Source organism: Bradyrhizobium sp. (assembly GCF_027451485.1).
Taxonomy (GTDB): Bacteria; Pseudomonadota; Alphaproteobacteria; order Rhizobiales; family Xanthobacteraceae; genus Bradyrhizobium.
Genome location: NZ_DAIDJE010000050.1, coordinates 1 through 12,440, shown reverse-complemented (window position 1 = coordinate 12,440; position 12,440 = coordinate 1). Strand labels below are relative to the sequence as shown.

Sequence of the window (12,440 nt, the reverse complement as noted above, 5' to 3'; positions counted from 1 at the left end):
GATCAAAGATCAATTCCCCTGGCGGAACTAGCGATTTCCAAAAGGGGAAAATCATGTTAGCGGAATTGGGCGAACAGCCTGCAAGGTCGCTTTTCGGCGACTTTCTTAAGGGCGCGAGAAGCGCGTTTTCCAGATGGCGCGAGGCAAGGCAGCTCGATCCCCAGGAGATCGAGGAGGTCGCGCGCGACCTGAATATCTCGCCCACCGAGCTCGTCTCGTTGATGTTCGCGCCGTCCGAATCGCTTGAATCGCTCGGCAAGCGCCTCGCATACGAGCAGCTTTCGGAAGAGGCGCTGGCTGTCTCTCATGCCGATGAGTTGCGCGATCTGCGGCGGGTTTGCAGCCAGTGCTCGGAAAAGACGCGTTGTGCCAGGGACATTCGCCGCAAGCGCATGGCGACTCCGTCAAAATACTGTCCCAATGAACCGACGCTGCGATTGCTGGCTCTTGAGGCCCTTCAAGAGCACTCGGCGCAGGTGCTGGCCATTCCAATCAGGCTCGCTTGATCTCGATCAAACGCTTCCCCGATCCATGTGATCTTCTGAATTACTCTCATGCCGAAGGATGTTGCGCCATGACGCACGCGTCTACCGCCTCGAAATCGATGACGATCGGTGAGGCGTTCCTGTTCCCTGTCTTTTTTGCTCTGGCATTCCTCTGCCTGTTCGCAGCGGGGCTTGCGCATGATGCGCCCTTTGCCTTTCACGCCTCGCTTGGCGCCATCGCGAGTCTGGCGGCAAGCTTCTTCATCCTGAAAAGATATTATGACCGTCCGGCCGAGCTACCGCCCCAGGAGATCAATGGGCGGCCCAATTACAACCTTGGGCCGATTAAATTTGGTGCCGTCGCGGCCGTTGTATGGGGCATTGCGGGTTTCGCGGTGGGACTGCTGATCGCCTCGCAACTGGCCTGGCCGTTGCTGAATCTCGATCTGCCGTGGACGACGTTCGGCCGCCTGCGGCCATTACATACCTCGGCGGTCATCTTCGCCTTCGGCGGCAACGTTCTGATCGCAACATCCTTCTACGTCGTGCAAAAGACCTGCCGGGCACGTCTCGCCGGTGATCTCGCGCCCTGGTTTGTCGTGCTGGGTTACAACTTCTTCATTGTGATTGCCGGCACCGGCTATCTGCTCGGCGTCACGCAGTCCAAGGAGTACGCCGAGCCGGAGTGGTACGCGGACCTGTGGCTGACCATCGTTTGGGTGTCGTATCTCGCCGTGTTCACGGCAACGCTGTTCAAGCGCAAGGAGCCGCACATCTATGTGGCGAACTGGTTCTATCTGGCGTTCATCATCACGATTGCGGTGCTCCATCTCGGCAACAATCCCGCGCTGCCGGTCTCGTTCTTCGGCTCAAAATCCTACATCGCCTGGGGAGGTGTCCAGGACGCCATGTTCCAGTGGTGGTACGGGCACAATGCGGTCGGCTTCTTCCTGACTGCCGGTTTCCTGGCGATCATGTACTACTTCATCCCGAAGCGGGCGGAGCGGCCGGTCTATTCCTATCGGCTCTCCATCATCCATTTTTGGGCGCTGATCTTCCTCTACATCTGGGCCGGCCCGCATCATTTGCATTACACGGCGCTGCCTGATTGGGCGCAGACGCTCGGCATGACGTTCTCCATCATGCTCTGGATGCCGTCCTGGGGCGGCATGATCAACGGCCTGATGACCCTTTCGGGCGCATGGGACAAACTCCGCACCGACCCGGTTCTTCGCATGCTGGTCGTTTCCGTCGCCTTCTATGGCATGTCGACCTTCGAAGGGCCGATGATGTCGATCAAGGTCGTCAATTCGCTCAGCCACTATACCGACTGGACCATCGGCCACGTGCATTCCGGTGCGCTCGGCTGGGTTGGCTTTGTCTCGTTCGGCGCGTTGTATTGCCTCGTGCCCTGGCTCTGGGGGCGCAAGGGCCTTTACAGCCTCAAGCTCGTCAATTGGCACTTCTGGATCGCCACGATCGGCATCGTTCTCTACATCTCCGCGATGTGGGTGTCCGGAATTCTCCAGGGTCTGATGTGGCGCGCCTACACCTCGCTCGGCTTCCTTGAATACTCCTTCATCGAATCCGTCGAGGCCATGCACCCGTTCTACATCATCCGCGCGGCAGGTGGTGCTCTGTTCCTGATCGGCGCGCTGATCATGGCCTTCAATCTCTGGATGACGGTCAATGCCGGCGAGGCCGAACAAACGACGCAAGCCACCGGACTGCTCCAGCCAGCCGAATAGGGTTTCCCCATGTCCTTCTGGAATCGACACAAGATACTTGAAACTAACTCGATCATCCTGATCGTGGGGATTCTTGCGGTTATCGCCATCGGCGGTCTCGTCGAGATCACGCCGTTGTTCTACCTCAAGAGCACGATCGAAAAGGTCGACGGCATGCGCCCGTACACGCCGCTCGAGCTGACTGGCCGGAACATCTATGTGCGGGAAGGCTGCTATCTCTGCCATTCCCAGATGATCCGGCCGCTGCGCGATGAGGTCGAACGCTATGGCCACTATTCTCTGGCCGCTGAGAGCATGTACGACCACCCGTTCCAGTGGGGATCCAAGCGCACCGGTCCTGACCTGGCACGCGTCGGTGCCAAGTATTCCGACGATTGGCACGTTCGGCATCTGACCGATCCGCGATCGATCGTTCCGCAATCGGTTATGCCGGGATATCCAGCCCTGGCGAAGACCGAGGTGAATATCGACGATATCGCGGCGCATCTTCGTGCCAACCGCGAGGTCGGTGTTCCCTATACGGACGATCAAATCGCCAATGCCACGGCCGATCTCCTGGCCCAGGTCGACCCGGACAGCGCTGACGTCGACGCTTTCCAGAAGCGCTATCCAAAAGCCGCCGTTCGAAATTTCGACGGACGGCCGGGACGGCCGTCTGAGCTCGACGCCTTGATCGCCTATCTCCAGATGCTTGGCACGCTGGTCGACTTCAAGCTCTACGACGAAAAAGCAAACCTGCGCTGAGGAGGTCTGACGTGAAAGCAATCGTCTCAATCGAGAATCTTGCGTCGCACCTCGTTCTGACGTTCTGGACGCCTGTGTTTGTCGCGATCTTCATCGCCATCCTGGTTTACGCGCTGCGTCCCCGCAACAAGACGCTGTTCGATACCGCGGCCAAAATGCCGCTGCGTGAGGACTGAAATTATGACTGATCACCATGAAATCGACCATGTATCCGGCCGCTCGACCACCGGCCACGAGTGGGACGGCATCAAGGAACTGAATACGCCGCTGCCGCGCTGGTGGGTGCTGACCTTCTACGCCACGATCCTTTGGGCCGTGGGTTATTGGGTGGTCTATCCGGCCTGGCCGCTCGTGAGCGGATATACCACCGGCATCCTGCACTACACCAATCGGGCCGCCGTGGCCAAGGATCTCGCCGAACTCGAGGCCATCCGCGGCGATAAGATGAAAGTGCTGGCAGGGGCCTCTCTCGCCGACATCGAGAACGATCCGAATCTGCTTTCGTTGGCACGAGCGCGCGGCAAGACGGTATTTGCGGACAATTGCGCGCCTTGCCACGGCACCGGTGCTGCCGGGGCGAAGGGATATCCGAACCTCAATGATGACGATTGGCTGTGGGGCGGTACCCTGGAGCAGATCAGCCAGACCATTCAGTTCGGCGCCAGGTCGGGCAATCCGAAGGCGCACGAAGGCCAGATGCTCGCCTTTGGCCGCGACGGCATCCTGAAGCCGGAGCAAATCGTCACGGTCGCCAATTACGTCCGATCGCTGTCGGGCCTTTCGACGGAGCCGGGCTACAACGCGGCAGAAGGCAAAAAGATTTTTGCCGAGAACTGCGCAGCTTGTCACGGCAACGAGGGCAAGGGCAACCAGGAGGTCGGCGCGCCAAATCTCACCGACAAAATCTGGCTTTACGGGTCGGACGAGGCGACCATCGTCGAGACCATCACCAACGGTCGTGCCGGTGTGATGCCAGCCTGGACCGGTCGTCTCGACCCCGTCACGATCAAGATCATGACGGTGTACGTCCACTCCCTGGGTGGCGGCAAATAGCCGGTCGCCAGGGCGGCTGTCGTGCAAGGTTGATGTACCTCAAGGGTGGCAGCGGCCGCCACCCTTAAATTTATCATAAGAGTTCTCCTTGCGAGTTTTCGCGATGAACAAGACAGTGCCGCCGGACGATCTGGATTTCGACGAAGAAGGGCCGCTCTATGTGGCCCGCAAGAAAGTCTATCCGCAAAAGGTCTCCGGCACGTTCCGCAGGATCAAATGGGGCCTGATGGCGTTTTGCCTGGGTGTCTATTACCTGCTGCCATTTGTACGTTGGCACCGCGGGCTGGGTGCGCCCGATCAGGCTGTCCTGATCGATTTCCCAAACCGGCGGTTCTATTTCTTTTTCATCGAGCTGTGGCCGCAAGAAGTCTATTACTTCACAGGCCTTCTGATCCTTGCAGCGCTCACGCTGTTTCTGATGAATGCCCTCGGTGGCAGGATCTGGTGCGGCTATCTCTGCCCGCAGACGGTGTGGACCGATCTCTTCTATGCCGTTGAACGCTGGACGGAGGGTGACCGGCGGGAGCGCATCAAGGCAGATGCGGCCCCGATGACCGCGGCGCGGCTGGGACGGCGCGCGCTCAAGCACTTCATCTGGCTGATGATTGCTTGGTGGACCGGCGGTGCGTGGGTTCTTTATTTTTCCGATGCGCCGACGCTCGTGAAGGATCTGGCGACCTTCCAGGCTCCAGCCGTAGCGTACATCTGGATCGGAATTCTCACGGCGACGACCTATGTCCTCGCCGGCCATATGCGCGAGCAGGTTTGCGTCTATATGTGCCCGTGGCCTCGGATACAGGCCGCGCTGACGGACGAGTGGGCGTTGAACGTCACTTACAAGTATGATCGCGGCGAGCCTCGTTGTTCCGTCAAGAAGGCGGTCGACCTGAGAGCGCACGGCGAAAAGGTTGGCGACTGTATTGACTGCAATCAGTGCGTGGCCGTCTGTCCAACCGGCATCGATATTCGCGACGGCGCGCAACTCGGCTGTATTCAGTGCGGGCTTTGTATCGACGCATGCGACAGCGTCATGAAAAAGGTCGGCCGGCCGACCCGGCTGATCGGCTACGACAACGATATCAACGTGCAACGGCGCATTGCCGGAAAGAAGGAAATCTTCAAGCCGGTTCGCGCGCGAACCATCGTGTATGCTGGCGTCATTGCGGTTGTTTGCTCGGTCATGCTCTATGCGCTGCTGACGCGATCGCTGCTTGATCTCAACGTGCTGCACGATCGAAATCCAGTTGCGGTCCGTCTCAGCGATGGTTCGATTCGCAACGGCTATACGCTTCGCTTCCTCAACAAGCGTGGCTTCGATCGTGTTGTCGCCGTCGATATCGACGGTCCGCCCGGTGCGAAGATCCACGTTATCGGCGCCGACTCGGCCATACCGGATCGGCCCATGATTGTCCTCGGCCGCGATTCGACCACGGAGATGCGCGTGCTGGTCACGGTGCCGTTCAACGAGAAAGCGGACAAGACGGTCCCGATCAAATTCCGCGTCACCGACGTCGGATTAGGCGAGGCGACCTCCGCAACCGACCATTTTGTGGTGCCTTGATAAGGATTATGGACATGACCACGAAGACCAACTCGGCACGGCCTATCACGGGGCGCTTCGTGCTGATCACAACGGTTTGCTTCTTTTCGGTCGTAATCGGCGTGAACCTCCTGATGGCAAGGCTCGCGATCGCCACCTTGCCGGGTACCGAAGTCGACAGCGCCTATAGCGCGAGTCTTGCGTACGAGAAGGAAATCCAGGCTGCCCATGAGCAGAATGCCCGAGGCTGGAAAGTCGGAATCCATCTCGAGCGTCAGCCGGACGGCAACGCGACGCTTATACTCGACGCCAGGGATTCTGCCGGCGCGCCGCTCACCGGTTTGGTATTCTCGGGACAACTCGAGCGCCCGACAGACCGTCGCGCCGACCGGCCTCTGCATGTGGTTGAGGACAACCGGGGGAGCTATCGCGGTACGGCGCAGAGTGTTGCGCCCGGTCAGTGGGATCTGGTGATTCAGGCTGACGGTGAGGGCAAGCGGCTGTTTCTGTCGCACAACCGTGTCGTTCTGAACTGACTGGACGGGCCAGCATCATGCAAACGACGCTCGATCTTTCACATTACTTGAGGAGCGTAGGGAAAGGCCTTGTACATCTTGACCTCGCCGTTGACGGTATCAATTGCGCGGGTTGCATGGCCAAGATCGAACGCAGCCTCTCGAAGATTCCGGACGTCGTATCGGCCCGCGTCAATTTGACCGATCGCCGCCTGGCACTGGAATGGAAGGCGGGCGCGATTGATCCGTCTGTTTTCGTCGATCGCCTGGAGAAACTCGGCTACAAAGCCTATCCGTTCGAGCGGGCCGGCGCCGAAACACTCGAAGCCGAACGGGCAAGCTCGCTGTTGCGCCGGCTGGGTGTAGCAGCATTTGCGGCTATGAACGTCATGATGCTGTCGGTGCCGGTCTGGTCCGGAAATGCCGGTGATATGCTCCCGGAGCAGCGCGACTTCTTTCATTGGCTGTCCGCGTTGATCGTGCTGCCAGCAGCCGCCTATTCGGCCCAGCCGTTCTTTTCATCGGCCTTCAGGGCGCTTCGCGCCCGCAGCGTCAATATGGATGTGCCGATCAGTATTGGCATTACGCTTGCGCTTGCGATGTCGATCTTCGAGACCGCCACGCATGCCGAACACGCCTATTTCGACGCTGCGATCATGCTGGTCGCGTTTCTTTTGGCAGGCCGATACCTCGATCAGAACATGCGGAGAAAGACGCGCGCCGTCGCCGGCAACCTGGCGGCGCTGAAGGCCGAAACGGCGACCAAGTTCGTTGGTGACGGGGAGATTGTTAGCGTCCCCATCGCGGCGATCCGGCCGGGCGACATGGTCCTGTTGCGGCCCGGCGAGCGGTCGGCCGTCGACGGGAATGTGATCAGCGGGCGATCCGAGGTCGACCAGAGCCTGATCACGGGTGAGACGCTGCCGAAGACGATTACCGTGGGGAGCCCGGTCTATGCCGGCACGCTCGTGAGAACGGGGACGCTTCGCGTGCGCGTGTCAGCAGCCTCCGAGGCGACGCTGCTTTCGGAGATCTCCCGACTGCTCGAGAATGCGCTACAGTCGCGCTCGCGCTATCTTCGCCTCGCCGAAAGGGCTTCCCGGCTTTATGCCCCGGTCGTGCACGCTGCCGCGCTGCTCACGATGGTTGGCTGGCTGATCGCAGGGGCGGGCCTGCACGATTCGATCGTAACCGCTATCGCAGTGCTGATCATTACGTGCCCATGTGCGCTCGGCCTTGCCATTCCGGCCGTCCAGACGGTGGCCTCCGGCGCGCTTTTCAGCTCGGGCGTTCTGCTCAATTCCGGCGAAGCGATCGAGCGTCTCGCAGCGGTCGATCATGTCATTTTCGACAAGACGGGTACACTGACGCTACCAGAGCTTGATGTGACGAATGCGGCCGCGATCCCAACTGATGTATTCACCCTTGCCGGCCGGGTCGCGCTGTCAAGCCGCCATCCTGTCGCGGCGGCGGTCGCGCGTGCGGCAAAAGCGTCCGCGCCGCTTCCAGGATTTCAGGAAGAACCGGGGCAGGGGGTGCACGGCCTGTTGGACGGACTGGAGATCAGGCTGGGACGGCCGTCTTATTGTGACGCCGAGGCAGAGGCAAATGAAATTCTAAGCCACGATCCCGAAGCCTCGGTGGTCGCGTTCCGGCAGGGCTCATCCTGCCATGTCTTTGCGGTGAGGCAGCGATTGCGCGCCGACGCCGCGTCCGTCATTGCGGCGCTCCGGAAGCAGGGCTTGAGCATCGAAATCGTGTCCGGCGACAGGGAGCCGGCGGTGCGTGCAGCGGCGGAGTCGCTTGGGATCTGCGAGTGGCGTGCCGAGGTGACCCCTGTCGACAAGATCGCCCGAATCGATGAGCTGGGGCGTCAGGGATTTAAGGTATTGATGGTCGGCGACGGCCTTAACGATGCACCGGCGTTGGCCGCGGCCCACGCGTCGATATCCCCGATATCGGCGACCCATCTGAGTCAGTCGGTGGCTGACGCCGTGTTTCTCGGTGAGCAACTCTTGCCGATACAAGCCGCGATCGCGATATCGCGAAAGGCGATGCATCTGATGCGTCAGAACCTGTGGTTTGCTGTAGTCTATAATGCGCTTGCCGTACCGATCGCCATCGCCGGCCTGGTGACGCCCCTGATCGCGGCAGCCGCGATGTCCGGCTCATCCCTGCTGGTCACATTGAACGCGTTGCGGGCCCGGATCCGCACCCATGGAGCGGTCTGATGGAAGTACTGGTGATCCTTGTTCCGCTTGCGCTTCTGCTCGGCGCCGCTGGTTTGGCTGGATTTCTCTGGTCGTTGAAAAACGGCCAGTACGACGATCTCGAAGGCGCGGCGTGGCGGGCTATCGCCGATGACGACCCGGTCGAATCATCGAATGGCTAGTGGAGTTGATTTGGCATTCGCTACTCACCGCGCCCGCCGTACGCTCTCAAAGAATGTCAAATCCGACGTTCGTTTCTGACATTTGCAGAAGCTGCCCGCTGAGAATGGATGCAAGTGTCATGATCGAACCGCCAGCAGGATCCAGATCGCAGCGGCAATGCCAACGCAGCCGAGAAGCACGGCCCAGTTGAGGCGCCTTCGGCGCCGGTCGGCCAGACCGCTCAAGAAAAGCGCGATTGCCGCTTTGATCGGTGCTCGCATCCGCAACCTAGCAACAACTGGCCGGAAGGATCACGGACCAACGGAAGCGCCAATGCGTTGCCGTCACCCTTATCGGCCGCAGCGTTTCGGCGTCGAGCCATCCGTCTCCATGTCGAAGACAGAATCCGCTGACCGGTCGGACCTCGCCATCGATGACCGCAAGCTCGAGTTCTCGATCGAATGGGGCTGTTTCGATCTCGCGCCACCGCGAGGTATCGAGAAACCGAAAAAGGGCGGATACTAGGCTTTTCATGGTGATCATTCTCTCGAGTCGTTGCGAATTTTGGCCGCCTGAGGCCGATGCGCCTTGATCTTCCTCAAGGTGACAGCCTCCGTAGTTTTACGGAGCCCTCCGGTGTTCTACTTAGGGGACCGACCTGAATTTCGAAATCTTGGGAAAACGGCACACTCGCGGACGTCAAAAGAACCCGGAGTTTTGCCATGCTCACAGCCGCCGCAACCGCCAAGCCCGCGATCTACGCTCGCTCAGTCGCTGTTGCTTCCTTGGAAGGCCCGCTGGGGTTGATGGGGGCGCCGATGCGCTTTGCCCGCAACAGCGAGATCTACGGGGAAGATGAGCCTGCCGAATACCTGTATCAGGTCATCTCCGGCGCGGTGCGGACCTATCGCATGCTGGACGACGGCAGGCGTCAGATCAGTGCATTTTATCTGCCCGGGGATGTTTTCGGTGTCGAAGCCGGAGATCTCCATTTGTCGTCAGCGGAAGCGGTTTCCGACGCCCAGATCCTCGTCGCCAAGCGCAGCGCGGTGATGGCACGCGCTGAGCATGAGAAGAATCTTGCCCGACAGCTCTGGATGCTGACGGTTCGCGAACTCCAGCGCGTCCAGCAGCACTCGCTGGCCCTTATCAAGAGCGCTGAGGAGCGCGTGGCGGGCTTCCTGCTCGAGATGGCAGGCCGCAGTTCAGGCGGCACGGCCATTGAGTTGCCAATGTCGCGTCAGGATATTGCTGACTATTTGGGACTGACGATCGAGACAGTGTCCCGCACCTTCACCCAGTTTGTGCATTCCGGTATGATCGCGCTGGAAACCACCCGGCGCATCCAGCTTCGGAACCGTTCGGCGCTCAACCGGCTCAATGCCTGACCCGGCGGGTGTTGTTTTCGCTGATGTGGGTGGGGCCTTCCTCCTATAGCCCGCCCCGGGGTAATTTGCCGCGAAGATCGCCTAAATGGACGCCCGTACAGGTGAGGCAGGCGACCGCTCATAGCGCATCGTCTCGGCCCGATGTGTCCTCCGCGATCAGTCTCGATCGATCTGTGGACGTGTTGACTTGTTCGCGGGCAGTCAATCAAACCGGGCGCCAGCGCTGACGGTCAGACATTTTCAAAAGTTTCCTGTTGCTGGTTCTGCGCAATTGCCCGCGCCGCGCCTGAATCGTTCAGGCAGCCTTGTGGTCATGTGGATAAGCAGCGTGCGTCCCCTGCTTTTGGATCGCCCGAGTGCTGAGCCAGCGCGTGGTCGTGTGGTCAACCCACGCAACCACGAAGGCGAACACCAAGAATACGATGCAAACCCCAATAGCGACGAGAAGAGAATCCGCGGGCATTTCATTTCCTCCAAAAAATAGCGAAAGAAGTATTCAGCGGCCGTTGGCAGCCCGTTTGATCTGGATCAAAACTCACTAAGTTTGAGCACGATCTAGGAAAAGGGGCACATGAGCGCGCCACCCGGCGACTTACTGAGCGGCTTGCACGTCTTCCGGCGATTCCACGTAGAAGCCGGAATAGGTATCGACGAAGCAGAGATGATCGTGCACCTCCTTGACGCCGGAGGTATTTTGAGCCGCGACAATCGTGGCCTGCCGGGCCTTGTCGGTCGTAATGATGCCGTGCAGGTGGACGACACCTTTGCGCACCGTTACTTCGAACCCGATCGGGCGCCAGTCCGTCGCGTTGACGGTGCGCAAGATGCGGTCGCGAATGTGGTCGTCATCCGCCGTCGGATCCGGAATTTCGTGAGCTATGCTGGCAACGGCCTGGAGCAGGTTTGACCGGGTCACGATCCCTGTCAGCTGGTTTCCGCTCATCACCGGCAGCCGCTTGATGCCCTTCTTTTCCATGAGCCGCACCAGATCCTCCAGCGGAGTTTCTTGGTCTACGGTGACCGGGTTTTCGGTCATGACATCCTCGACCTTGCGTCCACGCTCATGAACGAAATCGGCGGCGGCTCTCCCCGGACCTATCAGGAATTGGAGCCAGGCCGGCCGTTTTCGTCCAGTGCCGATTTCGCTTCGGCGCAGGAAATCGCTTTCCGAAACGATGCCAACCAGCTTGCCGCCGTCATCCAGCACCGGGAGGCCGCTGATGTGGGTTTGCAGCATGATCCTTGCGGCATCCTCGATTGATGTGCTGGGCGTAACACTAATGATGTCCTTGGTCATGATTTGATGGGCGCGCATGACATGCCTTTCCGTTAAGGTTCGATGTCAGCATAGGTTTGCCGTGTGAACGCGCTTTGACCTATCGCAATCGCAAACAAAGTCTGCCGAATCGTCATTCCAGGGTCTTCAGGAAAGCGATGAAGTCGCCAATCTGATCGCCCTCAAAGCGGAATTCCGGCATAGCCGGGTGACCGGTTACGATGCCTTCCGCCAGCGCTTCCTCAAGGGTCTCGACGGGATAGCGTTCGTGGAGGGTCCGGAACGGCGGGGCGATCTTGAGCGGGCTTTGGCTCACCTTGTCGATGGCATGGCACCTCGCGCAGTAGGTGAGAGCAAGGCGCTTGCCTTGGTCAGCGCTGGAAGCCATGCACGGCATGCTACTCGACATAGCGATGAGAAAACCGAGGATTCCGCAGATCGCTACTTTGCCGAGCACGCTCCAAACCTCCGATGGCAGTTCGTTCAGTGCGACATCAACGTCGGCACGGTCATGCACCGGAACATGTCGCGAGTAACGCCGCCCAGCACGACCTCCTGCAAGCGGGAATGGCCGTAACCTCCCATGACAAGCAGATCCAATCCCTCGTCCGCGGCCGCGGATAGGATCGTCGGCTGAATTTTGGAGTGGTCGGCCTGGAGCGGGATGGCTTTGGCGGGAAAACCGCGGCTGGCCAATCGAGCGAGCAGACGATCTGACGACGCCTCGGTGGAGACCGCCTCGTTAACCGTCAGGACCGTGAGTGCATCTGCCATGGAGATCAGGGGCATGGCATCGCGCAGAGCCCGCGCCGCCAGCCTGCTCCCGTCCCAGCAGATCCCGATGCGAGCGGTGCTGAGGGCCCCGTGAAAAATGTAGGGGACCACCAGCAAGGGTCCGCCAACCTGGAGCAGAAGCGTCTGCGGAAGTTGATTATCGAATGTCTCCCGGTCTGGATCCGGCTGCGAAACGATGGTGAGATCGCAAAGCCGCGCGTTGGCGCTCACGATAGCCGCTGCCTCGGCAAAGGATGCGCCCAAAGCCCGGCTCTTATGCTTCACATTTGCGGCCTTCGCCTCGACCTCAAAAACGGCCAGCGCGCCATTGGCGAGGTCCAATGCGCTTGCGTGCTGAGCCTCGAACAACGGTGCCATCGCAGCGCCGCCTTCCGCGACGAACGGGACGTCATTGACCGATTCATAGCCAACAGCAAAGGCCTCGAGCTCCGCGCCACACGTCATGGCCAAAGAGACCGATGCATCGATCGCCGGACGTGGCGAAAGTTCGGTCGGAATATGTACCAGCAGGTTTTTGTACATGG

Annotated in this window: 14 protein-coding genes; 11 read left to right on the top strand and 3 right to left on the bottom strand. The window is 59.9% G+C overall.

The genetic code is table 11. The features are described 5' to 3' along the window. Positions 1–53: 53 nt before the first annotated feature. The 11 genes from NEZ08_RS07730 to NEZ08_RS07680 all read left to right on the top strand — a co-directional run bounded on the left by NEZ08_RS07730 (position 54) and on the right by NEZ08_RS07680 (position 9,845). The gene (locus NEZ08_RS07730; protein ID WP_298105960.1) at positions 54–506 is read left to right on the top strand and encodes a hypothetical protein; all 453 of its coding nucleotides are present in this window, start codon (positions 54–56) and stop codon (positions 504–506) included. A gap of 68 nt (positions 507–574) precedes the next feature. Beyond that, positions 575–2,233 carry a cytochrome-c oxidase, cbb3-type subunit I gene (gene ccoN, locus NEZ08_RS07725; protein ID WP_298105959.1) on the top strand — a complete coding sequence of 553 codons (1,659 nt, stop codon included), beginning with the start codon at positions 575–577 and terminating at the stop codon, positions 2,231–2,233. A 9-nt stretch (positions 2,234–2,242) separates the two neighbouring features. After that, positions 2,243–2,977 (top strand): cytochrome-c oxidase, cbb3-type subunit II, encoded by a 735-nt coding sequence (gene ccoO, locus NEZ08_RS07720; RefSeq protein ID WP_298105957.1) that lies wholly within the window; start codon positions 2,243–2,245, stop codon positions 2,975–2,977. A gap of 11 nt (positions 2,978–2,988) precedes the next feature. Beyond that, a complete protein-coding gene (locus NEZ08_RS07715; RefSeq protein WP_298105955.1) occupies positions 2,989–3,153 on the top strand; it encodes a cbb3-type cytochrome c oxidase subunit 3 in 165 nt (54 codons plus the stop codon). 4 nt (positions 3,154–3,157) lie between these two features. Further along, entirely contained in the window at positions 3,158–4,030 is an 873-nt protein-coding gene (ccoP, locus tag NEZ08_RS07710) for a cytochrome-c oxidase, cbb3-type subunit III (RefSeq protein WP_298105953.1), read from the top strand. A 103-nt stretch (positions 4,031–4,133) separates the two neighbouring features. Continuing rightward, positions 4,134–5,591 carry a cytochrome c oxidase accessory protein CcoG gene (gene ccoG / locus NEZ08_RS07705; RefSeq protein ID WP_298105951.1) on the top strand — a complete coding sequence of 486 codons (1,458 nt, stop codon included), beginning with the start codon at positions 4,134–4,136 and terminating at the stop codon, positions 5,589–5,591. Positions 5,592–5,605: 14 nt separating this feature from the next. Next, on the top strand, positions 5,606–6,106 hold the full coding sequence (locus NEZ08_RS07700; protein WP_298105950.1) for a FixH family protein: 501 nt from the start codon (positions 5,606–5,608) through the stop codon (positions 6,104–6,106). Positions 6,107–6,123: 17 nt separating this feature from the next. Beyond that, the gene (locus tag NEZ08_RS07695) at positions 6,124–8,316 is read left to right on the top strand and encodes a heavy metal translocating P-type ATPase (protein WP_298105948.1); all 2,193 of its coding nucleotides are present in this window, start codon (positions 6,124–6,126) and stop codon (positions 8,314–8,316) included. Next, positions 8,316–8,477 (top strand): cbb3-type cytochrome oxidase assembly protein CcoS, encoded by a 162-nt coding sequence (ccoS, locus tag NEZ08_RS07690; protein WP_298105946.1) that lies wholly within the window; start codon positions 8,316–8,318, stop codon positions 8,475–8,477. The genes NEZ08_RS07695 and ccoS overlap by 1 nt, the downstream gene beginning before the upstream one ends. 370 nt (positions 8,478–8,847) lie before the next feature. Further along, positions 8,848–8,982: a hypothetical protein gene (locus tag NEZ08_RS07685; RefSeq protein ID WP_298105945.1), complete on the top strand. Its 135-nt coding sequence runs from the start codon at positions 8,848–8,850 to the stop codon at positions 8,980–8,982. A gap of 293 nt (positions 8,983–9,275) precedes the next feature. Continuing rightward, positions 9,276–9,845: a helix-turn-helix domain-containing protein gene (locus NEZ08_RS07680; RefSeq protein WP_298105943.1), complete on the top strand. Its 570-nt coding sequence runs from the start codon at positions 9,276–9,278 to the stop codon at positions 9,843–9,845. Positions 9,846–10,437: 592 nt separating this feature from the next. On the opposite strand, the gene NEZ08_RS07675 is transcribed toward NEZ08_RS07680, so the two are convergent. From NEZ08_RS07675 to NEZ08_RS07665, 3 genes are all read right to left on the bottom strand, one after another. After that, on the bottom strand, positions 10,438–11,160 hold the full coding sequence (locus NEZ08_RS07675; RefSeq protein ID WP_298105941.1) for a CBS domain-containing protein: 723 nt from the start codon (positions 11,158–11,160) through the stop codon (positions 10,438–10,440). Positions 11,161–11,254: 94 nt separating this feature from the next. Further along, positions 11,255–11,518, bottom strand: a complete 264-nt coding sequence (locus NEZ08_RS07670; RefSeq protein ID WP_298105999.1) for a cytochrome c — start codon at positions 11,516–11,518, stop codon at positions 11,255–11,257. A gap of 86 nt (positions 11,519–11,604) precedes the next feature. Further along, a partial coding sequence (locus NEZ08_RS07665) for a universal stress protein (RefSeq protein WP_298105939.1) occupies positions 11,605–12,440 on the bottom strand: 836 nt, incomplete at its 5' end.

What these genes read in the sequence shown, in the direction of transcription:
- NEZ08_RS07730 (WP_298105960.1), top strand. Translation starts at nt 54, where the DNA reads ATGTTAGCGGAATTGGGCGAACAGCCTGCAAGGTCGCTTTTCGGCGAC.
- ccoN (WP_298105959.1), top strand. Translation starts at nt 575, where the DNA reads ATGACGCACGCGTCTACCGCCTCGAAATCGATGACGATCGGTGAGGCG.
- ccoO (WP_298105957.1), top strand. Translation starts at nt 2,243, where the DNA reads ATGTCCTTCTGGAATCGACACAAGATACTTGAAACTAACTCGATCATC.
- ccoP (WP_298105953.1), top strand. Translation starts at nt 3,158, where the DNA reads ATGACTGATCACCATGAAATCGACCATGTATCCGGCCGCTCGACCACC.
- ccoG (WP_298105951.1), top strand. Translation starts at nt 4,134, where the DNA reads ATGAACAAGACAGTGCCGCCGGACGATCTGGATTTCGACGAAGAAGGG.
- NEZ08_RS07700 (WP_298105950.1), top strand. Translation starts at nt 5,606, where the DNA reads ATGACCACGAAGACCAACTCGGCACGGCCTATCACGGGGCGCTTCGTG.
- NEZ08_RS07695 (WP_298105948.1), top strand. Translation starts at nt 6,124, where the DNA reads ATGCAAACGACGCTCGATCTTTCACATTACTTGAGGAGCGTAGGGAAA.
- ccoS (WP_298105946.1), top strand. Translation starts at nt 8,316, where the DNA reads ATGGAAGTACTGGTGATCCTTGTTCCGCTTGCGCTTCTGCTCGGCGCC.
- NEZ08_RS07685 (WP_298105945.1), top strand. Translation starts at nt 8,848, where the DNA reads ATGTCGAAGACAGAATCCGCTGACCGGTCGGACCTCGCCATCGATGAC.
- NEZ08_RS07680 (WP_298105943.1), top strand. Translation starts at nt 9,276, where the DNA reads ATGCGCTTTGCCCGCAACAGCGAGATCTACGGGGAAGATGAGCCTGCC.
- NEZ08_RS07675 (WP_298105941.1), bottom strand. Translation starts at nt 11,160, where the DNA reads ATGCGCGCCCATCAAATCATGACCAAGGACATCATTAGTGTTACGCCC.
- NEZ08_RS07670 (WP_298105999.1), bottom strand. Translation starts at nt 11,518, where the DNA reads ATGCCGTGCATGGCTTCCAGCGCTGACCAAGGCAAGCGCCTTGCTCTC.